The organism is Actinoplanes sp. NPDC051388 (genome assembly GCF_055586225.1).
In genome coordinates, this window is the sequence record NZ_JBVJIP010000009.1 from 333831 (window position 1) to 353475 (window position 19645).

Consider the following 19645-nt stretch of genomic DNA (forward strand, 5'->3'; position numbering starts at 1 on the left):
CAACTCGGTTTACGAGGAGGGGTGGACGGTGCGCAGGTCGAGGGTGTGCCAGGTGGTGTCGTCGAGGTCGCCGGTCGACCACCACAGCACGCCGGCCCGGCTGAACGCGCCGTCCACCGCCTTGCTCAGCTCGACCGTGCGCCGCTCGGCGAGATCGTGCACGGCCAGCCCCTCGGTGCCGGTCAGGTCCGAGTCCGGCTGAGGCTCGGCGAGGATCTCGAAGCGGTCCAGCACGGCCACGTCGACGATCGCGGCGGTCGCCTCGCCGCCGGCGATCCGGCGGCGATCCTTTCCGTCGGGCCGCATCGCGTCGATCCGGGCGACCCCCTCGCCGGTCACCACCAGCACCCGGCACCAGGCCGGACCGCAGGTGGCGAGCTCGGCGCCGGTGGTGTTCACCTCGACGTCGCGGCCGGTCGCCGGGTTGCGCAGGCGGGTCGCGCCGGTGCGGTCCCCGGCCCCGTCGATCAGCCACGGCCAAGCGCTCAGCGACCACACCCCGGGCTCCACGCGCACCGTGACCTTGCCGCCGGTCAGCGCCACCGATCGGATCTCGGTGGACTCCGCGCCGCGCGGTGCGGCCGCCCAGTGCACCGCGCCGTCGGCGATCGCCAGGTCGTGCTGCGAGCCGAAGGCGAGGACGTTGCCGGTGTCCGCGGTCAGCCGATTGGCCAGCTTGGCGGGCGGCCGCGTGCCCGCCGCCCAGATCTCGGTGCGACCGCCATCGACCGATTCGGTCCAGGCCAGGGTGGTGCCGTCGGTGGTGAACGCGTCGAACACCGGATTGCCGTCCAGCGACCGTCGGCGCAGCTCGCGGATCGTGCCGGCGGCGTCGCGCAGGACCAGCCGGATCGATTCGCCGTCCGGCGTGGGCGCGGTGCCGATCGCGGTGCGCGCGTCCAGGAACAGTTCCGGGTGGAAGAGCGGGCCGTCCGGCAGGTTGCCCGGAATCTCCCCGCGCTGCGCCTCGGGCCAGACCGCGTCCGGCCCGGCGCGCGTCGCCGCCGGCGGCTTGTCGTCACGCTGTGGCAGCAGCAACAGCCCCGTCGCGGCCAGCAGAGCGACGATCAAGATCCCGATCCGGGTACGCCGGCCCGTCACTCGTATTCCTGCCGGGGCGCGGGGACCGGCGCCCACGACGTCACCTCGAGATAGGGCACCGCCGCCTGATTGATCTCGTCCTTCGTGGTCCGCGGCGTGTAGACGCCGTCGACCCGCACCCAGGTGTCGGGCGCGACCCCGGCCGGCGCGTCGCCGGAGAGGCCGACCTTGATCGGGCGCCCGTCCGCGGCACAGCAGGACAGCACCATCCGGGTCAGCATCGGGGCGCCGTCCGCGCCGACCGTCACGAAGCCGACCAGCCGCAGGTTGCGCCCCGTCAGGCTCTTGCCCTCGTCGAACACGGCCCGGGAGGCGTAGTCCAGCAGGGACACCGGCACCGGGTCGCCGGCCGGCAGCGGCGGGTAGTCCGAGTCGGTCGCGGTGAGCACGGTGCCGGTGCGCTCGGCCGCGTAGGACCCCAGCGCGGGCGGCGCCACCAGCAGCAGTCCGAGCACCGGCAGGATCAGCAGCCACCCGACGCGCGGCTCGTGGCGGTCGTGCCCGTGGTCATGACCGTGGGCCCGGGTGCGCGCTCCGAGGTCGTACCAGAGGGTCATGACCGCGGCCGCGACCAGCACCAGACCCGCCGCCACCAGGAACGGCCGCAGCCCCTCCTTGACGTAGCGCAGGGACAGGTCGGTGACGCCGGCCTTGACGACCGCCCCGCCGAACAGCATCAGGATCACGGCCTGGGCCTGCCGGTTCACAGCACCACCCACCCGGTGACGACGCCCGCCGCGACGGCGAGCGCGAAGGTGGCCGGCGCGAACCGGGCGGCGAACCGGCGGCCGAACACGCCGGTCTGCATGGCGATCAGCTTGAGGTCGACCATCGGGCCCACCACCAGGAACACCAGCCTCGAGGTCAGCGAGAACTGGGACAGCGACGCGGCCACGAAGGCGTCCGCCTCGCTGCAGATGGAGAGCAGCACGGCGAGCGCGGCCAGCGCCAGGATGGACAGCACCTCGTGCCCGGCCAGGGTCTGCAGCCAGCGGTCCGGCACCACCACGTTGATCGTCGCGGCGGCCGCGGCGCCCAGCACCAGGAAGCCGCCGGCGTGCATCACGTCGTGCCGGGCGGCGGCCCAGAACGCCTGGCCGCGGGACAGCCCGTCGAGGTCGGGCCGGTGCGGCAGCCGGATCCACTCGGCCTTGCCGAGGCGCAGCCAGAGCCAGCCCATCGCGACCGCGACCACCAGGCTGGCCGCGCCCCGGGCGAGCACCATCTCCGGGTTGTCCGGGAAGGCGACCGCGGTGGCGGTCAGCACGATCGGGTTGATCGCCGGGGCGGCCAGCAGGAACGCCAGCGCGGCGGCCGGGGTGACGCCGCGCCGGATCAGCGCGCCGGCGATCGGCACGCTGCCGCACTCGCAGCCGGGCAGCACCACCCCGGCCAGGCTCGCGGCCGGCACCGCCAGGGCCGGGTGCTTCGGCAGTGCCCGCGCCCAGAACGAGCGGGGCACGTAGACCGCGATCACCGCGGACAGCGCCACCCCGAAGACCAGGAACGGCACCGCCTGCACCAGCACCGAGACGAAGACCGTGGTCCAGGTCTGCAGCGATGGCGCGGACAGCAGCGAGGCCAGCGGATTGCGCAGCACGACCAGCAGGATCAGCAGGAGGGCCAGCGCTTCCACCGATCCGAAGCGCCACGGCGGGGTCTGCTGCTGCTCGGGTGGCCGGGTGGCCTCAACGGTCACGGTTCCTCCGGGTCAGGCGGCTAACCGGGACACATTAGCCGCCGATGGCCGCCGAGCACCTATCGTGACCTGCGCATATGCTCATGTGCGCAGGCCGGGGGAGTGCACCGCGGTGAACTCCACGTCCTGCCGGTGCACGAAGCCGAGCCGCTCGTAGACCCGCAGGGCCGTGGTGTTGGTGGCGAGCGCGGCCAGGAAGGGCGTCTCGCCGCGCCGCTGGATGTCGTGGGCGAGCGCGAGCATCAGCCGCGCCGCCAGCCCGCGCCCCTGGAACGCCGGGTCGGTGCACACCCCGCTGATCTCGGTGTGGCCGGGCACCCGGATCCGCTCGCCGGCCATCGCCACCAGCCGGCCGTCCGCCCGGAAGCCGAGGTAGGTGCCGAACTCCACGGTGCGCTTGCGGAACGGGCCGGGCCGGGTGCGCTCGACCAGGTCGAGCATCTCCGGCACGTCGGCCGGGCCGAGTACCTCCGCGGCCGGCTCCGGGCGCCCCTCGACCCGGGTGCCGACCATCTGCACCCCGGCCAGCCGGACCGTCATCTCCCAGCCGGGCGGCGGGTCCAGATAGGGCCCCGACATGAAGATCTCGGCCGCCGGGCCGGCCAGCGCGTGCAGGTCGGCCCAGCCGTCCGGGCCGGAGATGGCGTGGAACGGCGAGAGGTCCGCGGGGTAGCGGACCGCTCGGCCGTGGCGCTCGGCCAGATCGGACTGCGGTCCGGTGAGCGCGGACCAGATCGGGTTGTCGAGGGGAGACGTCACGGTTCCGAGGCTGCCGCGCGGGTGACCGGCGGGCAACGTGATTTCGGGAACCGGACTTTTGGCGTACGAATAGAAAGTTGGTTTCTCAGAGTCGAAAGATCTGGACTCCCCGTCGATAGTGGACCAGGATATTCACGGGTCTGAATCACCGTCGTAACTGGGGAGCAGCGCATGATCCGTTTGGTCGCCACCGTCCTGGCCGGGTCCTTAGCGGCCTTCGGGCTGCAGGCCACCGCGCCTGCCGAACTGCCACCCCAGGAGCCCGGAGTCACCCTCCGCACCTTCGACATCGGCTTCGGCCTGAGCGAGATCTGCACGCTCAAGCAGGGCCAGACGCCGAACGTCGACAAGTTGATGCCGACCGTCGACTGGACCACCGCGGACCAGTTCGGGCAGGAGGACAACTTCGTCACGCACGTGCTGGCGAACCTGACCGCGCCGGCCGACGGGTCCTACACGTTCCGGCTGACCAGCGACGACGGCTCCCGGCTGTGGGTCGGCGACACCGTCGTGGTGGACCACGACGGGCTGCACGGCGCGACCCCCAAGGACGGTGCGATCACGCTCACCGCGGGCGTGCACCCGCTGCGCATCGAGCACTTCGAGGCGGGCGGCGGGCAGCAGCTCACGCTGGCCTGGCAGCCGCCCGGCGCGACCGATTTCGCGGTGGTGCCGACCAGCGCGCTGAGCACCGACGCCGGCGTGGTGCGGGTGACCGGGCCGGGGCAGAAGGAGTGCGAGGGCGTCGACGACACCCCGGGCGACGGGCTGCCGCTGAACGCGGTCAACCCCGGCTACGACCTGACGAACCTCCGGCCGCCGGGCTTCCAGCCGCAGGTGACCGGCATGGACTTCCTGCCGGACGGCCGCATGGTGCTGTCCACCTGGGGCGGTTCCGACGAGGTGACCGGCGAGGTCTACCTGGTCGATCACGTGACCGGCCAGACCTCGCCCGAGCAGGTCACGTACCAGAAGATCGCCGACGGGCTGAAGGAGCCGATGGGCCTGGCCGTGGTCGACGGCATGGTCTACGTCTCCCAGAAGCACGAGCTGACCGAGCTGCGCGACACCGACGGCGACGAGGTGCTCGACGCCCGGCGCACGGTCGCCACCTGGCCGTTCGGCGGCAATTTCCACGAGTTCGCGTTCGGGCTGCTCTATCGCGGCGGCAACTTCTATCTGAACCTGTCGGTGTCGATCAACCTGGGCGGTGCGACCACCGACCCGCAGCCGGTGCCGGGCCGCGGCACGAGCATCGTGGTGAACCGGCGCACCGGCAAGGTGACCACCGTCGCCGGTGGCCTGCGCACCCCGAACGGGATCGGCTGGGGCCCGGACAACGACCTGTTCGTCACCGACAACCAGGGCGGCTGGCTGCCGGCCAGCAAGCTGGTGAAGATCGAGCAGGGCCGGTTCTTCAACCACTACACCAACCCGGACGGGCCGTTCGACTCCGCCCAGCCGACCCGGCCGGTGCTGTGGATGCCGCACAACCAGATCGCCAACTCGCCGAGCACGCCGGTGCTGCTCAAGCAGGGGCCGTTCCGCGGCCAGCTGGTGATCGGCGACGTGACCTACGGCGGTCTGCAGCGGGCCTTCCTCGAGGAGGTGCACGGCGAGTTGCAGGGCGCGCTGTTCCGGCACACCCAGGGCCTCGAGGCCGGCATCAACGAGGTGAAGCTCGGCCCGGATGGCGCGATCTATCTGGGCGGGCTCGGCGCCGACGGCAACTGGGGCCAGGAGGGCAAGCTGCGGTACGGGTTGCAGAAGCTCACCCCGAACGGCGTGAACGTGTTCGACATGAAGTCGATGAGCGCCACCCGGGACGGTTTCAAGATCGAATACACCCGCCCGCTGTCCGACGTCACGATCGCCGGGCTGGCCGAGGCCTACCGCGTCGAGCAGTGGCGCTACGTGCCCACCGCGCAGTACGGCGGACCCGAGGTCGACCAGGAGACCCTGGCCGTCACCGGCACCAAGGTCTCGCCGGACCGCAAGACCGTCACGCTGACCATCGACGGCCTGCGCCGCGACCGCGTCGTGCACCTGCGCTCGCCGCGGCCGTTCAGCGCGGCCAACGGCGAGCAGCTGTGGAACACCGAGGCCTGGTACACGCTCAACGAGATCCCCGGCCCGATCCCGCAGCAGGTCTACTACGAGGCCGAGGAGGGCAACCGCGAGGGCGGCGCCACGCTCGCCACCGACCACGGCGGCTACTCCGGCATCGGCTTCACCGCCGGCTTCGGCTCGCTCAACGCCTCCACCACCATGCACGTCAAGGTGAACGAGGCCGCCGACTACGCGGTCGGGCTGCGCTACTCCAACGGGCCCAACCCGTTCGCCGGCACCAAGACGGTCAGTGTGTATGTGAACGGCCGCAAGGTCCGCCAGGTGTCGCTGCCGTCGACGGTCACGTGGGAGAACTGGGCCACCGCGACCACGAACCTGCCCCTGCGCAAGGGCGCGAACACGATCCAGTACCGGGTCGACGCCGGTGACACCGGGCACGTCAACCTCGACCTGATCAGCGTGCGCAAGCCGGGGGAGCGGATCGTGCTCTTCGACGGGCACGGCCTGGACGACTGGCAGCACTCCGACGGCCGGCGTCCGCAGTGGCCGGCGGTGCCCGGCGGCGCGACCGAGGTGTGCTGCGGTGACCTGCGCACCAAGGACGCGTTCGGCGACTACAAGCTGCACGTCGAGTTCAAGGTGCCGCTGCTGCCGCCGGACGTGACCGGCCAGAACCGTGGCAACAGCGGCGTCTACCAGCAGGAGAGATACGAGATCCAAATTCTCGACTCGTACGGGGATCCGACGAACGACAACAACGAGGCCGGGTCGATCTATCTGCACAAGGCCCCGGACGTGAACGCGTCCACGGCGCCGGAGACGTGGCAGAGCTACGACATCACCTTCACGGCGGCCCGCTACGACGCGGCCGGCGTGAAGACCGCCGACGCCCGGGTCACTCTGGTGTGGAACGGGGTGACCGTGCACAACGACGTCGCGATCCCGGGCGGCACCGGCGGCAACATCCCGGAGAGCCCGTCCACCGGCGCGATCCGCCTGCAGGACCACGGCAACAAGGTCCAGTACCGCAACGTCTGGATCGAGCCGGCGGTCTAAGCCACCGGAGGGGAGTGGCGGCGGACGGAGTCTGCCACCACTCCACCCGCGGTTCTATTGCACCGGATGGGAGTGGCGGCGGACGGAGTCCGCCACCACTCCCATCGCCGCGGTCACCGGCCGGGTCGTGTGGGTGGCCAGGCTCAGCCGCCAGGTCAGGTCGGTCGGCACCATCGCCAGCACGCCGAAGGCGGCGCTCGCCGGCCGCGGCACCACCGCCACCCCCATGCCGGCCGCCACCAGCTCGGCCAGCAGCGTGTACTCGGCCACCTCGACGGCCGGCGCGGCCGCATTGGGGCCCCGCGCGGCGTCCACCAGCGCGCGCACGCCCCAGCCGGCCGGCAACGCCAGATAGGGCCGGTCGCGCAGGTGCTCCACGGTGACCGCGCGGCGCTTGGCGAGCGGGTCGTCGCGGCGGCACAACAGCACCATCGGCTCGGTGGTCAGCGTGTGCAGCCGGATCTCCCGGGGAGCCGGCCCGTGCATAGCCACCAGCGCCATGTCCAGCCGCCCCTCGCGCACCGCGGTGACGTGCGGGCCCGGCCCGGCGGTCGACTGCAGCAGCTGCACCTGCACGTCCGGATGCTGCTCGCGCAGGTCGAGAAGCATCTTCGCCAGATCGACCCGGCCGGTGGTCAGCGTCAGGCCGATGCTGACGGTGCCGGCCACCCGGCCCTCCGCGGCGTCCACCGCCTCGCGGGCCCGCTGCTCCTCGGCCAGCAGCGCGCGGGCGTGCGGCAGCAGCGCCTTGCCCGCCGCGGTCAGCACCGCCGAGGTGCGGGTGCGTTCGAACAGCCGCGCCCCGAGCTGCTTCTCCAGCTGGGCGATCGAGGCGGACACCGCGGACTGCCCGAGCCGCACCTGCCGCGCGGCCGCGGTGAACGTGCCGGTGTCCACGACCGCGGCGAACGCCTTCAGCTGACCGATCTCCACCGCCGCAGCATATTAAGTTTGTCAATGTCCGAACTCGCCGGCCAGCACTCGGGTCGATGCATCGCGCATCGATATGGTCGTCCACAAGCTACGGACACCCGGGGGTCGCGTGCGCGCAGACAGCCGGCCGTCGTCGGCCATCGCCCGGCTGCGCGGCGCTCACGTTCTTCGAGGAGCACGCGGAGCTGCTGATCCAGGTGCGCGAGAACGACGCCCGGGCGTCTAAGCCGTGTGGCTGACCGTCATCCACTCGGCCAGGTCGTCCGGCCAGACCGGCTTCGAGAACAGGTAGCCCTGGCCGTAAGGGCAGCCCATCCGGGCCAGCAGGGTGCGCTGCGCGGCGTCCTCGATGCCCTCGGCCACCACCGCCAGGTCGAGGTTGCGGGCCAGCGTGACGATCGCGTTGACCAGCGCGCGCTGCTGCCGGCTGCCCAGCACGTCGTCGATGAACGACTTGTCGATCTTCAGCACGTCGACCGGCATCTGCCGCAGATAGCTGAGCGACGAGTAGCCGGTGCCGAAGTCGTCGATGGCGATCCGCACGCCGAGCGCGCGCAGCGCCTTCAGGTCGGCCCACACCTGCTCGGCGTCGCGCAGCAGCAGGCTCTCGGTGATCTCCAGCAGCAGCCACTCCGGGCGCGCGCCGGCGTCGGCCAGCGCCTCGCGCACCTGCCCGACGAAGCCCGCCATGCGGAACTGCCGGGCGGACACGTTCACGCTGACATAGCCCGGCGGCCGCTCCGGATCCCGCGCCCGCCACTGCGCGAACTGCCGCAGCGACTCGCGCAGCACCCAGGCGCCGATCCCGACGATCGCACCGTTCTCCTCGGCGATCTCCACGAACTGTCCGGGCCCGAGCAGCCCGCGGGCCGGATGCTGCCAGCGGACCAGCGCCTCCACCCCGGCCAGCCGCGCGCCGGCGAGGTCGACGATCGGCTGGAACTGCAGCACGAACTGGCCGCTGTCCACCGCCTCGTGCAGCGCGGTGCGCATCTCGAGCCGTTCCACCATCGCCGCGTGCAGGTCGCTGCGGTACGGCTGCCAGGTGCCCCTCCCGGTGCCCTTGGCCAGATAGAGAGCCATGTCGGCGTGCCGCAGCAGTTCCGTGGCGCTGCCCGCGTCCCGGCTGGTGGCGACGCCGACGCTGGCTGCGCCGCTGACCACGTACATGCCGCCGAGGCCGTCGCTCAGGTCCACCGGCACGCCGAGCGTGGCCACGATCCGGGCCGCCACGTCCTCCACCGCGCCCACGTCGGCGCCCGCCTCGATCAGCACCGCGAACTCGTCGCCGCCCATCCGCGCCGCGGTGTTCCCGGCGCCGACGGTCGGCGCACACCGCGATCAGGTCGACGCCCTCGAGCACGGCGCCCGCGCCCAGCCGGACCTGGGTCAGCACGTCCTCGAGGTCGGTGTGGTGGGTGTCCGCGATCAGCTCGGCGATCGGGTGCCCGGCCAGGTCGTCGTGGCCGAAGGTGGTGCCGGCGGACGGGCTGGCATAGCGGATCGCGTCGTCCGCGCCGACGATCAGGATGACGTCGGACGCGCTCTGGATCAGGGTGCGGAAATAGGCCTCGCTGTCGCGGCGGCTCACCTCGCCGGTCAGCCGGATCCGCTCCAGCACGACCGCCACCTGCTGGAACAGGGCTTCGAACGAGGGCTGGACGGCACGCAGCACGGCGTGCGGAGCGCCCAGCGCGGCCACGCCCAGCCGGCCGGGCTCGCCGGGCAGCGGCACCACCGCATAGATCAGGTGCTGGTAGCCGTGGGTGCGCACGTCCGGCGGCACCTCGGCGACCGAGATCACGCCGAACCCGGGCCGCCACGCCTCATCACCGGCCTGCCGCTCGGTGATCACCAGCTCGTACGGTTTCGCCGGCGGCATCAGCTTGCCCGCCGCGACCCGCAGCGCCTCGCGGACGTCCGGACGGTCATGTCCGCGGCGCGGGTGTACGGCGCGATCAGGTAGACCCAGGAGAGCAGGCCCAGCCCGACGGTCGGCACCAGCGCGTCGAGCAGCGTCGCCCGGTTGTGGCCGTCGCCGCGCTGGGTGCGGACGAAGATCAGCAGGCCGCCCGCGAGGAGCAGGTAGACGACCAGGTAGAGGAAGTCGGCCGGGCCGGGGAAGGGTGGTGCGGCGTATTCGTCCTGGACGTAGTACATGGTGTCGCCGGCCGCGAAGCAGGCCACCGACGCGGCGATCAGCGCCCACGGCAGCTTGCGGCGGGGCTTCCACCAGACCATGCCGAGCACGATCGCGGCGACGCTGGACACCGCGATCGCCGTCCAGGTCACCAGGTGCGCGCCGGGCCATGCGTAGTACGCCGAGATCAGGAGCAGCATCCAGCCCGCGAAGCACCATTGCGCCACACGCGCCCGCATCCGTCACTCCGATCCGCACCCCGCCGGTCACAGGGAAGATCGGACGGATTTCGTCAGTTCTGCGCCCACGCCTCGCGCGTCGTCACGATCGTCCGGTCGGTGTCGGCCGCCTCCTCCACGGCCAATGCCAGCCGGTGGTCCTGCAACCCCTGGGACAACGGGTACGGCTCGGGACCGTCCCCGCGCACCCAGGCGGCCATCCCGGTGATCAGCGAGGCGATCGCGATGTCCTCATCGTTCCAGCGCCGGCCCGGGAACGGATTGCGGAACAGCACCCGGTCGCCGAGCGTGATGTGGTCCGTCTGATAGCCGTCCAGGTCCAGGTCGTAGCCGGTCTGACGGCGCACGATCGGGGTCCGCAGGATGGTCTCCGGTCCGAGCAGCCGCACCACCTCGTCGTCGCGCAGCTCGCCGTGCGTGCCGCGGACCAGCAGCCGGCGGAAGCGCAGCTGGTTGTGCCACTGGTTGTCGGTGAAGTCGTAGAGCCCGGAGCGGCCGTCGCCCCAGTCGAGTGTCGCGATGATGGTCCGCGCGGGCTTCGGGGTGTCGTCGCCGGACCAGGCGTCGCGCACCAGCGGGTCGACCAGCGGCGCGGTGGTGCGCGACGCCCGCACGGTGGCCGGCTCGAAGCCGGCGCCCAGGTGGCCGCGCATGATCGAGATCGCGTGGTACATGTGCGTGGACGACACCTGCACCTGGGTGGGCGTGCCGATCAGGCCCGCCCGGACGGCGGCCAGCCGGGCGGCGTGCGACGGAACCAGCAGGTACTGCTCGGCGACCTGCACCAGGCCCGACGCGCCGACCTCGTCCCACAGCGCCCGCAGGCCGGCCAGGTCGGGGGCGGGCGGCGTCTCGGCGAGCACCGGCAGGCCGCGGTCCACCGCCGCGCGCACCACGGCCGGGTTGGCGTCCCACGGCACGGCGGTGACCACGAAGTCGGGGCGCACCTCGTCGAGCGACCGCAGCGCGCGCACCGGCAGGTCCCGCGGCGTGCGCACCAACGCGCCCAGGCACTCGATGCCCGGCAGGTCCGCGGCCAGCCGCCAGAACATCTCCGCGCGCCACCCGGCGCCCACCACGACAAAGGAGGTCATACCCCCAACCTAGATCTTCGCGAATTGACAGGACGGTTTCGGGATTGTTTCCTCTCGATATGCGCGCCCTCGTCGCGGCCCTCAGCGCCGCCGTCCTGCTCGTGCCGTCCCCAGCCGTGGCGACCTCGAATGTCCAGGAACCCCAGGCCCGGGTGTGGGTGACCACGCCGGACCGGGCCGAGCAGTTGCACGAGCGCGCGCCGGTCACCTTCGGCACCGGCCGCAGCGACGCGCCGACCATCGTGCTCGACCCGTCCGACCGCTCGCAGGAGGTGGACGGATTCGGCGCCTCGATCACCGACTCGTCGGCCGCCGTCCTCTACCGTCTGGACCCGGCGGCGCGGGACGCGGCGATGCGGTCGCTGTTCGACCCGGCCGAGGGGATCGGCGTCAGCTTCCTGCGGCAGCCGGTCGGGTCCTCGGACTTCACCGCGGCGGCCGCGCACTACACCTACGACGACGTGCCGGCCGGGCAGCGGGACTTCGCGCTGCGGCACTTCAGCGTCGCGCACGACGAGGCGCAGATCCTGCCGCTGCTGCGCCGGGCGAAGCAGCTCAATCCGGCGCTGACCGTGATGGCCACGCCGTGGAGCCCGCCGGCCTGGATGAAGACCACCGACTCGCTGGTCGGCGGCCGGCTGATCGACGACCCCCGGATCTATGACGCCTACGCCCGTTACCTGGTCAAGTTCGTGCGCGCCTACCAGCGGGCGGGCGTTCCGGTCGACTACCTGACCGTGCAGAACGAGCCGCAGAACCGGCACCCCAGCGGCTACCCCGGCAGCGACGTCCCGGTGCGGCAGGAGGCCGCGGTGATCGCCGCGCTCGGCCCCAAGCTCCAGGCGGCCGGCCTCCCGACCAAGATCCTCGGGTACGACCACAACTGGTCCACGCACCCGGCGGATGTCGAGGGCACCCCGCCCGGCGAGGACCCGGAGACGGACTACCCCTATCAGCTGCTGCGCACCCGGGCGGCCCGGTGGATCGCCGGCACCGCCTACCACTGCTACTCGGGCGACCCGAGCGCGATGACCGCACTGCACCAGGCCTTCCCGCGCAAGGGCATCTGGTTCACCGAGTGCTCCGGCTCGCACGGCCCGCAGGACAGCCCCGAGCAGATCTTCCGCGGCACCCTCACCTGGCACGCCCGCAACGTCATCATCGGCACCATGCGGAACTGGGCGAAGTCCGCGGTGAACTGGAACATCGCGCTGGACTCCACCGGCGGCCCGCACCTGGGCGGCTGCGACACCTGCACCAGCCTGCTCACGCTGATGCCGGACGGCAGCGTGTCCCGCGACGCGGAGTACTTCACCATCGGCCACGCGGCGAAGTTCGTGCGGCCGGGCGCGGTGCGGATCGGCAGCACGTCCTTCGGCACCACCGGCTGGAACGGCCAGATCATGGACGTGGCGTTCCGGAACCCGGACGGCTCCACCGCGCTGATCGTGCACAACGAGAACGACGACCCGCGCACCTTCGCGGTCCGGGCCGGCGACCGCCAGTTCGAGTACACGCTGCCCGGCGGCGCGCTGGCCACCTTCACGTGGCCGCGTGACGGGCTGCTGGACGGCGCGCTCGACCCGGTGCGGATCCCGGGCGCCACCGCCACCGCGTCGCCGGTGGGGGAGACGCCGCAGGCCGCGGTCGACGGCGACGCGTCCACCCGCTGGTCGTCGGGCACCGCCCAGGCGCCCGGCCAACACCTGCGGATCGACCTGGCCCGGCCGACCATCTTCGACCGCGTGTCGATCGACTCCGGCGGCAACCTCGGCGACTACGCCCGCGGCTGGCGGCTCGAAGCCGGCACCGACGGGACCACCTGGCGTGTCCTGGCGAGCGGCGCCGGCACCGGGCAGCTGACCGACGTCGACGTGCCACGCACCAGGGCCCGCTGGCTGCGGATCACGTCGACCGCTTCGAGCGGCAGTTGGTGGAGTGTGGCGGACGTCCGCCTCTACCGGCGGTTTTGATCGCTGACAGCCGGGGCAGCTCACACGGGTGAGCACCCCGAACCGCTGGAAAGCGATGAGTGTGGCCCTGACCGCGGGCTTCATGACGCTGCTCGACGTGAGCATCGTGAACGTGGCCCTGCCGTCGATCCGGGCCGACCTGGACCTGAGCGCCGGCGAGCTGCAGTGGGTCCTGTCCGGCTACGCGCTGACCTTCGGCCTGCTGCTGGTGCCGGCCGGCCGGTTCGGCGACGCCCGCGGCCGGCGGCCGCTGTTCGTCGCCGGGGTCGCGGTGTTCACCCTGGCCAGCGCGGCCGCCGGGCTGGCCGGCAGCGCGCTCGCGCTGGTCGCCGCCCGGCTCATCCAGGGCGCCGCGGCCGGCGTGGTGAACCCGCAGGTGTCCGGTCTGATCCAGCAGCTGTTCGAGCCGCGCGAGCGGGGTAAGCCGTTCGGTCTGCTGGGCGCCATCATCGGCATCTCGACCGCGGTCGGCCCGCTGCTCGGTGGCCTGCTGATCGCGATCTTCGGCGCCGAGTCGGGCTGGCGCTGGATCTTCTACATCAACGTCCCGATCGGCGTCCTCGCGATCGTGCTGGCGTTCCGCTACATCCCGGCGAAGGCCGCCGGCGAGCGCCCCCGCAAGCACGAGAGCCTGGACCCGGTCGGCGTGCTGCTGCTCGGCGTCGGCGTGCTGCTGCTCCTGCTGCCCCTGGTGCAGGAGCGCGAGTGGAAGGGCCCGGCCAAGTGGCTGCTGATCCCGGCCGCGCTCGCCGTGCTGGCCGGCTTCTACGTCTGGGAGCGGCGCCACGCCCTGCACGCGACCCCGGTCGTCGACCTCGACCTGTTCAAGGTCCGGTCCTACGCCCTGGGCGCGGTGATCGGCATGGTCTACTTCGCCGGCTTCCCGGCCCTGTTCTTCGTCTACACCCTGTTCCTGCAGAACGGCCTGGGCTACAGCGCGTTGCTCGCCGGCCTCGCGGTCACGCCGTTCGCGGTGGGCGGCGCGGTGTCCTCGGCGCTCGGCGGGCGGGTGGTCGAACGCTACGGCCGCCCGCTGGTGGCCGTCGGCCTGGTGATGGTCGCCGCCGGGCTGACCGCGACCGCGGTGGTGCTGCACTTCGTGCCGGGCCGGGGCATCGGCTGGGCGGCCGCGCTGCCGCTGCTGGTCGCCGGCATCGGCGGCGGTCTGGTGATCAGCCCGAACCAGACACTCACGCTCTCCCGGGTGCCGGTGCAGCGGGCCGGCAGCGCGGGCGCGGTGCTGCAGACCGGGCAGCGGATCGGCACCGCGGTGGGCATCGCGGCGGCCGGCACGGTGTTCTTCGCCCAGCTCGCGGACAGCGGCGGCGACTGGGCGCGGGCGCTGACCGCCGCCCTCGCGGTGGCGATCAGCTTCGTCCTGGTCGCTTTCGCCGTCGCGCTCACCGACGTGCTCGCTGAACGCCGCCACCTCCGGACGGAGAAGGCTTCCGCGGCGTCGTGACCTGTGGCCCCGTCGATTCCGGCCACGCATCGGGGTTGAACGCCTTCCGTAACCAGTCGGGCAGGTGGGTGGATCGGTCGAAGCGGGCCGCCGCCACCTGCGAGAATTCCAGGTGCCGTGCGTCGCACAGGTCCGCGCCCTCCAGGCGTGCGCCGGTCAGATCTGTGCCCTGCATCCGGGCCTGGCGGAGATTGGCGTCCCGCAGGTCGGCTTTCGACAGGTTGGCGTTCTGCAGCCGCGCCTGAGCCAAAAAGGCGCCATGCAACTGCGTCTCGCGCAGATGCGCGCCTTCCAGCCGGGTACCGGACAAGTCCGCCCCCTGCAGCTGCGCGCGGTAGAGATTGACGTTCTGCAGGCGAGCCGAGGACAGAGACGCGCCTCGCAGATCGCTCCGGCGTAGATTCACCCGGTTCCGTTCCGGGCGATCCGGGCGGCGGCCGAGGACCTCCAGCACGGCCTGCACGTCCGTTGCGGGCCGCGGGCGGTCGTCGCGGCTCGATGCGGCGGCCAAGACCTCGGAGCCGATCGCCCCGGCAACGACCGTCTGCGTCCGCGGAGCCCGCTCACGCACGAAGGCGGCCAACACGTCAATCACCGTGTCGTGATCGCGTTCGCTTTCCACCATCAGGTGCTCGAGCGCATAGATGCCGCCGAGGCGTTCGGTGAGCCGGTCCGAGGCGAGTTGCTGGATCGCCTTGTTGTAGCGATCGGTGAACTGGCCGCGCCGGGTCAGATAGAAGGTACGTGCCGTGAACGCCGCGCCGGTGAGCAGCACCATCCCGCCGACCGCGGCGAGCAGCAACTGCCGGGTGGCGTTGCGCACGTCGGCCTTGTCCTTGCCGTCCAGGTGCTTCGCCGGGGTCGCCCACCAGGCGACCGGGCCGAGCAGGAGGACCAGCAGGCCGATCGTGGCGACCACGGCCGACGGCACCCACACCGCCGGACGCCGGACGAGAGCGCCAACACCGCGGATCTTCGGGAGGTGTCGCACCCGCCGAGTAGACCGGCACGGCTCTCGCCGGGCAAGCAGGCGCGACCGGAGTTCACCCCTGCAGGACCGCCATCGTGACGTTGCGCGGAGTTCATTTCGCTCACGCCCGCCACGCCTGCCCGGCAGGTTGCGGGCATGCCATCGACTCGCATCACAGCGACCCTCGCGGCGCTCGTGCTGACCACCGCCGGCCTGGCCGCGCCGGTGTCCGCGCGAGCCGCCGGGGGAGCGTTCGACCTGCAGGCCCACCGCGGCGGGCTCGGCCTGCGCCCGGAGAACACCCTTGCGTCCTTCGGCAACGCGCTGCGCCTCGGCGTCAGCACCCTCGAACTGGACGTGCAGATCACGAAGGACGGCCAGGCCGTGGTCACCCACGACCGCCGGGTGGACGGCCGCAAGTGCCGCACCGAGCACGCCGGCCGCTATATCAAGGACGTCACGCTCGCGCAGGTGCGCACCTTCGACTGCGGTTCGCCGGAGCTGCCCGACTTCCCCGGTCAGGTGGACGTGCCAGGCGCGCGGATGCCGCTGCTGCGCGAGGTCTTCGACCTGGTCAAGAAATACCGGGCGAACGGCGTCAAGCTGAACGTCGAGACCAAGGTGGAGGTCGGCGCCCCCAGGAGACCGCGCCGCGCGCCCAGTTCGTGCACGTCACCGCCGGCGAGGTGCGCCGGGCCGGGCTGCTCGGCCAGGTCACCATCCAGAGCTTCGACCGGGGTGCGCTGATGCTGATGCGCCGGGTCGAGCCGGCACTGCCGATCGTCGCGCTGACCAACCGCGATTTCCTGCAGACCGGGCAGCCCGGGAAGTCGCCGTGGCTGGGCGGCCTGGACGTCGACGACTTCGGCGACCCGATCGCGGCGATCAGGGCCTTCGGCGCCGACGCGTTTTCCCCGGTCTACGGCTGGCCTCGGGCCGGCGGCGGCTACGACCCCTACGTCACCCGGGCCATGGTGCGCAGCGCCCACCGGGCCGGCATCCCGGTGGTGCCGTGGACGGTGGACGACCCGGCCGTCATGCGCGACCTGATCGGGCTGGGCGTCGACGGGCTGATTACCGACTATCCGGACCGGCTGCACACCGGCCTCGCCGAGCTGGGACGGCGCGTGCCGCGCGCGTACCCGTCGCCGTTTGATCTGCAGGCACATCGCGGGGGTCGCGCCGCCCTGCCGGAGAACACCCTGGCCGCGTTTCGCCGGTCGCTCGGCGACCGTGACGTGTCCACCCTCGTCCACGACCTGACCCTCGCCCAGATCAAGACGATCGACTGCGGGTCGAAGACGCTGCCGGAGTTCCCGGCGCAGCAGCCGGTGCCGGGGGAGCGGATCCCGACGCTGGACGAGGTGTTCACCGCGGTCACGGCGAGCGGGCGCACCGACGTGCGGCTGAACATCGAGACCAAGCTCAGCCCGGCCGACCCGGACGCCACCGCCGGCCACCGCACTTTCACCCGCAAGCTGACCACCGCGATCACCCGGGCGGGCTTCGCGCGGCGGGCCACCATCCAGTCGTTCGACTGGCGCACGATCATGCTGGCCAAGGAAATCGCGCCGCGGATCGAGACGGTCGCGCTGTCTGGCAGTACGGCCCGGCCGAATGCGCCTCGATCGCCGACGAGTGCTCGCTGAAGGCGGTCTGGAACGACCCGTCGGTGACCAGCCCGTGGACCGGCGGGCTCGACTGGTGGGACCACCGGAACCTCGGCAGGCTCGTCCAGCAAGCCGGTGCGGGCACCCGTCTCGGCCAACTGGCAGGTGCACGACCCGGCGCAGCCGCTGGTCCCGAATCCGGACTGGTACCTGCGGCAGAGCCCGGAGTACTTCTTCGGACCGGCCGTGCCGGTGCTCCAGCGGCGGTTCGGGCTCAAGGTGGTGCCCTACACGATCAACGACCAGTCGATCATGCAGCGCCTGATCGACCTGGGCGTGGACGGCCTGATCTCGGACGACCCGGACACCGCAGTCCTGGTCGCCCGCCGCAACGGGTTGCGCTGACCGGGCGAACTCAGCCCGCCAAGGCGTCGACCAATCGCCGGGCCGATCCCGCCAGGTTCCAGCGCTCCGCCAGCGCGAGGAGCTGGTCGGGGTCCTCCGGCGACTTCGGCAGGGTGGAGTCGAAGTCGGGCAGCTTGACGTCCAGCGCGACCTTGCAGACCGGCAGTGCCTTGTCCAGGTAGCCCGCCGAGTCCTTGAGCTTGGCGCGCAGCCCGGGCGCGAAGCCGGCGTCCGGGTCGTCCAGGGCGGCCAGGATCTGCTCGACACCGCCGTAGCGGTCGATCAGCCGGGCCGCGGTCTTGTCGCCGACGCCGGGCACGCCGGGCAGGCCGTCGCTCGGGTCCCCGCGCATCGCCGCGAAGTCCGCGTACCACCGGGCCGGGACGCCGTACTTCTGCCGGACCAGGGCGTCGTCGGCGTCCTCCAGCTTGGACACGCCGCGGCCGCAGTAGAGCAGCCGGGTGCGGCGCTCGTCGTCGACCAGCTGGAACAGGTCGCGGTCGCCGGAGACCACCTCGACCGGCGCGGGCTGGGTGGCGGCGAGGGTGCCGAGCACGTCGTCGGCCTCATAGCCGTCCACCCCGAACGCCGGGATGCCGACCGCGGTGAGCACCTCGAGCAGCACTGGGATCTGCTTTTCGAGGGCCTTCGGCACCTCCTCGACGTCGCCGTGCGCGACCCGGTGCTTCTTGTACGAAGGCACCAGCGCCACCCGCCAGGCCGGCCGCCACGACGCGTCCAGGGCACAGACCAGCCGATCCGGGTGCCGGGTGCGGATCAACTGGGCGATCATGTCCATGAACCCGCGGATCGCGTTGACCGGCTCGCCGGCCTCCGTGCGGGCGGCGTTTTCCGGGATGCCGTGGAACGCCCGGAAGTACAGGCTCGGTGCGTCCACGGCCAGCAGCGGTCGGTCGCTCATGGCACGTCAGCCTAGTCTCCCGGCAACCAAACGACCGTTAAGCTATCCGTTATGACGGTGGACCGGATCTTGCCGACGGATGAGGCGTACGACTTGATCGGCCTGACCGAGGAGATCGCCGCCGGGGAGCTCGCGCCCCGGGCGGCCGATTTCGAGGCACGGGGCGAGTTTCCGCGTGAGGTGTTGCGCACCATCGGGCGGGCCGGGCTGCTCGGGTTGCCCTACCCCGAGCGGGACGGCGGCGGCGGCCAGCCGTACGAGGTCTATCTGCAGGTGCTGGAGGTGCTGGCGGGGTCGTGGCTGGCGATCGCCGAGGCGGTCAGCGTGCACACCCTGTCCTGCTTCCCGGTGGCGGCGTGGGGTTCCGCGGCGCAGCGCGAGATGCTGCCTGAGCTGCTCGGCGGCGAGCGGCTGGGTGCCTACTGCCTGTCCGAGCCGCAGGGCGGGTCGGACGCCGCGGCGCTCACCACCAGGGGCGTCCGGGACGGCGCGGAGTGGGTGGTCACCGGCACCAAGGCGTGGATCACGCATGGCGGCGAGGCGGACTTCTACAACATCTTCTGCCGCACCGGCGGTCCCGGCCCGGCCGGCATCTCCTGCCTGCTGGCCGACGCCGACACCCCCGGGCTGCTGCCGCAGAAGGCGGAGAACACCATGGGCTTGCGTGCCTCACCGCCGGCCCCGATCGTGTTCGACGGCGCCCGGGTGCCCGCCGACCGGCTGATCGGCGGGGAGGGCGCCGGTTTCCGGATCGCGATGCAGGCCCTCGACGCCGGGCGGCTGGGGATCGCGGCGTGCGCGGTGGGTCTGGCGCAGGCGGCGCTCGACCACGCGTGCGCGTACTCCAGGGAGCGGTCGCAGTTCGGCCGGCCGATCGGCGACTTCCAGGGCGTCGGGTTCATGCTCGCCGACATGGCCACGCAGATCTCCGCCGCGCGGGCGCTCACCCTGGCCGCGGCCCGGCTGAAGGATCTGGGGCGGCCGTTCTCCACCGAGGCGGCGAAGGCCAAGCTGTTCGCCACCGACGTGGCGATGCGGGTGACCACCGACGCGGTGCAGGTGCTGGGCGGCGCGGGCTACGTCGCCGACCACCCGGTGGAGCGCTGGTTCCGCGAGGCGAAGGTGCTGCAGATCGTCGAGGGGACCAATCAGATCCAGCGGATGGTGATCAGCCGCGCACTCGCGAAACAGGCCGCACAGTAAGGTGTCGCC

At 72.2% G+C, this 19645-nt stretch carries 17 protein-coding genes and 1 pseudogene; 7 read left to right on the forward strand and 11 right to left on the reverse strand.

Annotated elements, in window-relative coordinates:
• Positions 1–9 precede the first annotated feature (9 nt).
• The 4 genes from ACZ6TI_RS24305 to ACZ6TI_RS24320 all read right to left on the reverse strand — a co-directional run bounded on the left by ACZ6TI_RS24305 (position 10) and on the right by ACZ6TI_RS24320 (position 3559).
• Positions 10–1101, reverse strand: a complete 1092-nt coding sequence (locus ACZ6TI_RS24305) for a hypothetical protein (RefSeq protein WP_465347417.1) — start codon at positions 1099–1101, stop codon at positions 10–12.
• On the reverse strand, positions 1098–1808 hold the full coding sequence (locus ACZ6TI_RS24310; protein WP_465347418.1) for a TIGR03943 family putative permease subunit: 711 nt from the start codon (positions 1806–1808) through the stop codon (positions 1098–1100). The genes ACZ6TI_RS24305 and ACZ6TI_RS24310 overlap by 4 nt, the downstream gene beginning before the upstream one ends.
• Positions 1805–2800 carry a permease gene (locus tag ACZ6TI_RS24315; RefSeq protein ID WP_465347419.1) on the reverse strand — a complete coding sequence of 332 codons (996 nt, stop codon included), beginning with the start codon at positions 2798–2800 and terminating at the stop codon, positions 1805–1807. Before ACZ6TI_RS24315 ends, ACZ6TI_RS24310 begins: the two co-directional genes overlap by 4 nt.
• Before the next feature lie 81 nt (positions 2801–2881).
• Complete coding sequence (locus ACZ6TI_RS24320) at positions 2882–3559, reverse strand: GNAT family N-acetyltransferase (RefSeq protein ID WP_465347420.1); 678 nt, start codon at positions 3557–3559, stop codon at positions 2882–2884.
• 171 nt (positions 3560–3730) lie between these two features.
• Here ACZ6TI_RS24320 and ACZ6TI_RS24325 point away from each other — a divergent pair, with 171 nt between their 5' ends.
• Complete coding sequence (locus ACZ6TI_RS24325; protein ID WP_465347421.1) at positions 3731–6685, forward strand: 3-keto-alpha-glucoside-1,2-lyase-like domain-containing protein; 2955 nt, start codon at positions 3731–3733, stop codon at positions 6683–6685.
• A gap of 54 nt (positions 6686–6739) precedes the next feature.
• Here the strand turns inward: ACZ6TI_RS24325 and ACZ6TI_RS24330 are convergent, their stop codons facing one another.
• The 5 genes and pseudogenes from ACZ6TI_RS24330 to ACZ6TI_RS24350 all read right to left on the reverse strand — a co-directional run bounded on the left by ACZ6TI_RS24330 (position 6740) and on the right by ACZ6TI_RS24350 (position 11091).
• Positions 6740–7618, reverse strand: coding sequence for a LysR family transcriptional regulator (locus ACZ6TI_RS24330; RefSeq protein WP_465347422.1), 879 nt, complete (start codon positions 7616–7618; stop codon positions 6740–6742).
• Between the two features lie 222 nt (positions 7619–7840).
• The gene (locus ACZ6TI_RS24335) at positions 7841–8914 is read right to left on the reverse strand and encodes a putative bifunctional diguanylate cyclase/phosphodiesterase (RefSeq protein WP_465347423.1); all 1074 of its coding nucleotides are present in this window, start codon (positions 8912–8914) and stop codon (positions 7841–7843) included.
• A 142-nt stretch (positions 8915–9056) separates the two neighbouring features.
• A pseudogene (locus ACZ6TI_RS24340) lies at positions 9057–9500 on the reverse strand (putative bifunctional diguanylate cyclase/phosphodiesterase); the annotation flags it as partial.
• Positions 9500–9997 carry a hypothetical protein gene (locus ACZ6TI_RS24345; protein ID WP_465347424.1) on the reverse strand — a complete coding sequence of 166 codons (498 nt, stop codon included), beginning with the start codon at positions 9995–9997 and terminating at the stop codon, positions 9500–9502. The gene ACZ6TI_RS24345 and the pseudogene ACZ6TI_RS24340, both read right to left, overlap by 1 nt.
• A gap of 53 nt (positions 9998–10050) precedes the next feature.
• On the reverse strand, positions 10051–11091 hold the full coding sequence (locus tag ACZ6TI_RS24350; protein WP_465347425.1) for a Gfo/Idh/MocA family protein: 1041 nt from the start codon (positions 11089–11091) through the stop codon (positions 10051–10053).
• A gap of 59 nt (positions 11092–11150) precedes the next feature.
• Here ACZ6TI_RS24350 and ACZ6TI_RS24355 point away from each other — a divergent pair, with 59 nt between their 5' ends.
• Together ACZ6TI_RS24355 and ACZ6TI_RS24360 are read left to right on the forward strand one after the other, a co-directional pair.
• The gene (locus ACZ6TI_RS24355) at positions 11151–13064 is read left to right on the forward strand and encodes a discoidin domain-containing protein (RefSeq protein WP_465347426.1); all 1914 of its coding nucleotides are present in this window, start codon (positions 11151–11153) and stop codon (positions 13062–13064) included.
• 55 nt (positions 13065–13119) lie between these two features.
• Positions 13120–14526 carry an MFS transporter gene (locus ACZ6TI_RS24360; RefSeq protein ID WP_465347462.1) on the forward strand — a complete coding sequence of 469 codons (1407 nt, stop codon included), beginning with the start codon at positions 13120–13122 and terminating at the stop codon, positions 14524–14526.
• Here the strand turns inward: ACZ6TI_RS24360 and ACZ6TI_RS24365 are convergent.
• Positions 14465–15445 carry a pentapeptide repeat-containing protein gene (locus tag ACZ6TI_RS24365; protein ID WP_465347427.1) on the reverse strand — a complete coding sequence of 327 codons (981 nt, stop codon included), beginning with the start codon at positions 15443–15445 and terminating at the stop codon, positions 14465–14467. The two genes, ACZ6TI_RS24360 and ACZ6TI_RS24365, sit on opposite strands and share 62 nt — an antisense overlap.
• A gap of 207 nt (positions 15446–15652) precedes the next feature.
• Here ACZ6TI_RS24365 and ACZ6TI_RS24370 point away from each other — a divergent pair, with 207 nt between their 5' ends.
• From ACZ6TI_RS24370 to ACZ6TI_RS24380, 3 genes are all read left to right on the forward strand, one after another.
• Positions 15653–16243: a glycerophosphodiester phosphodiesterase family protein gene (locus ACZ6TI_RS24370; protein ID WP_465347428.1), complete on the forward strand. Its 591-nt coding sequence runs from the start codon at positions 15653–15655 to the stop codon at positions 16241–16243.
• Positions 16162–17145 (forward strand): glycerophosphodiester phosphodiesterase family protein, encoded by a 984-nt coding sequence (locus tag ACZ6TI_RS24375; RefSeq protein ID WP_465347429.1) that lies wholly within the window; start codon positions 16162–16164, stop codon positions 17143–17145. The genes ACZ6TI_RS24370 and ACZ6TI_RS24375 overlap by 82 nt, the downstream gene beginning before the upstream one ends.
• A gap of 96 nt (positions 17146–17241) precedes the next feature.
• On the forward strand, positions 17242–17511 hold the full coding sequence (locus ACZ6TI_RS24380) for a glycerophosphodiester phosphodiesterase (RefSeq protein WP_465347430.1): 270 nt from the start codon (positions 17242–17244) through the stop codon (positions 17509–17511).
• 10 nt (positions 17512–17521) lie between these two features.
• On the opposite strand, the gene ACZ6TI_RS24385 is transcribed toward ACZ6TI_RS24380, so the two are convergent.
• A complete protein-coding gene (locus tag ACZ6TI_RS24385) occupies positions 17522–18433 on the reverse strand; it encodes a 5'-3' exonuclease (RefSeq protein ID WP_465347431.1) in 912 nt (303 codons plus the stop codon).
• 51 nt (positions 18434–18484) lie between these two features.
• Here ACZ6TI_RS24385 and ACZ6TI_RS24390 point away from each other — a divergent pair, with 51 nt between their 5' ends.
• Positions 18485–19636, forward strand: coding sequence for an acyl-CoA dehydrogenase family protein (locus ACZ6TI_RS24390; RefSeq protein ID WP_465347432.1), 1152 nt, complete (start codon positions 18485–18487; stop codon positions 19634–19636).
• Positions 19637–19645: the final 9 nt, after the last annotated feature.

Bases quoted from the DNA above. Each gene is read 5' to 3' on its own strand.
- ACZ6TI_RS24325 (WP_465347421.1), top strand. From the start codon at position 3,731: ATGATCCGTTTGGTCGCCACCGTCCTGGCCGGGTCCTTAGCGGCCTTC.
- ACZ6TI_RS24335 (WP_465347423.1), bottom strand. From the start codon at position 8,914: ATGGGCGGCGACGAGTTCGCGGTGCTGATCGAGGCGGGCGCCGACGTG.
- ACZ6TI_RS24345 (WP_465347424.1), bottom strand. From the start codon at position 9,997: ATGCGGGCGCGTGTGGCGCAATGGTGCTTCGCGGGCTGGATGCTGCTC.
- ACZ6TI_RS24350 (WP_465347425.1), bottom strand. From the start codon at position 11,091: ATGACCTCCTTTGTCGTGGTGGGCGCCGGGTGGCGCGCGGAGATGTTC.
- ACZ6TI_RS24355 (WP_465347426.1), top strand. From the start codon at position 11,151: ATGCGCGCCCTCGTCGCGGCCCTCAGCGCCGCCGTCCTGCTCGTGCCG.
- ACZ6TI_RS24360 (WP_465347462.1), top strand. From the start codon at position 13,120: ATGAGTGTGGCCCTGACCGCGGGCTTCATGACGCTGCTCGACGTGAGC.
- ACZ6TI_RS24370 (WP_465347428.1), top strand. From the start codon at position 15,653: ATGCCATCGACTCGCATCACAGCGACCCTCGCGGCGCTCGTGCTGACC.
- ACZ6TI_RS24385 (WP_465347431.1), bottom strand. From the start codon at position 18,433: ATGAGCGACCGACCGCTGCTGGCCGTGGACGCACCGAGCCTGTACTTC.
- ACZ6TI_RS24390 (WP_465347432.1), top strand. From the start codon at position 18,485: ATGACGGTGGACCGGATCTTGCCGACGGATGAGGCGTACGACTTGATC.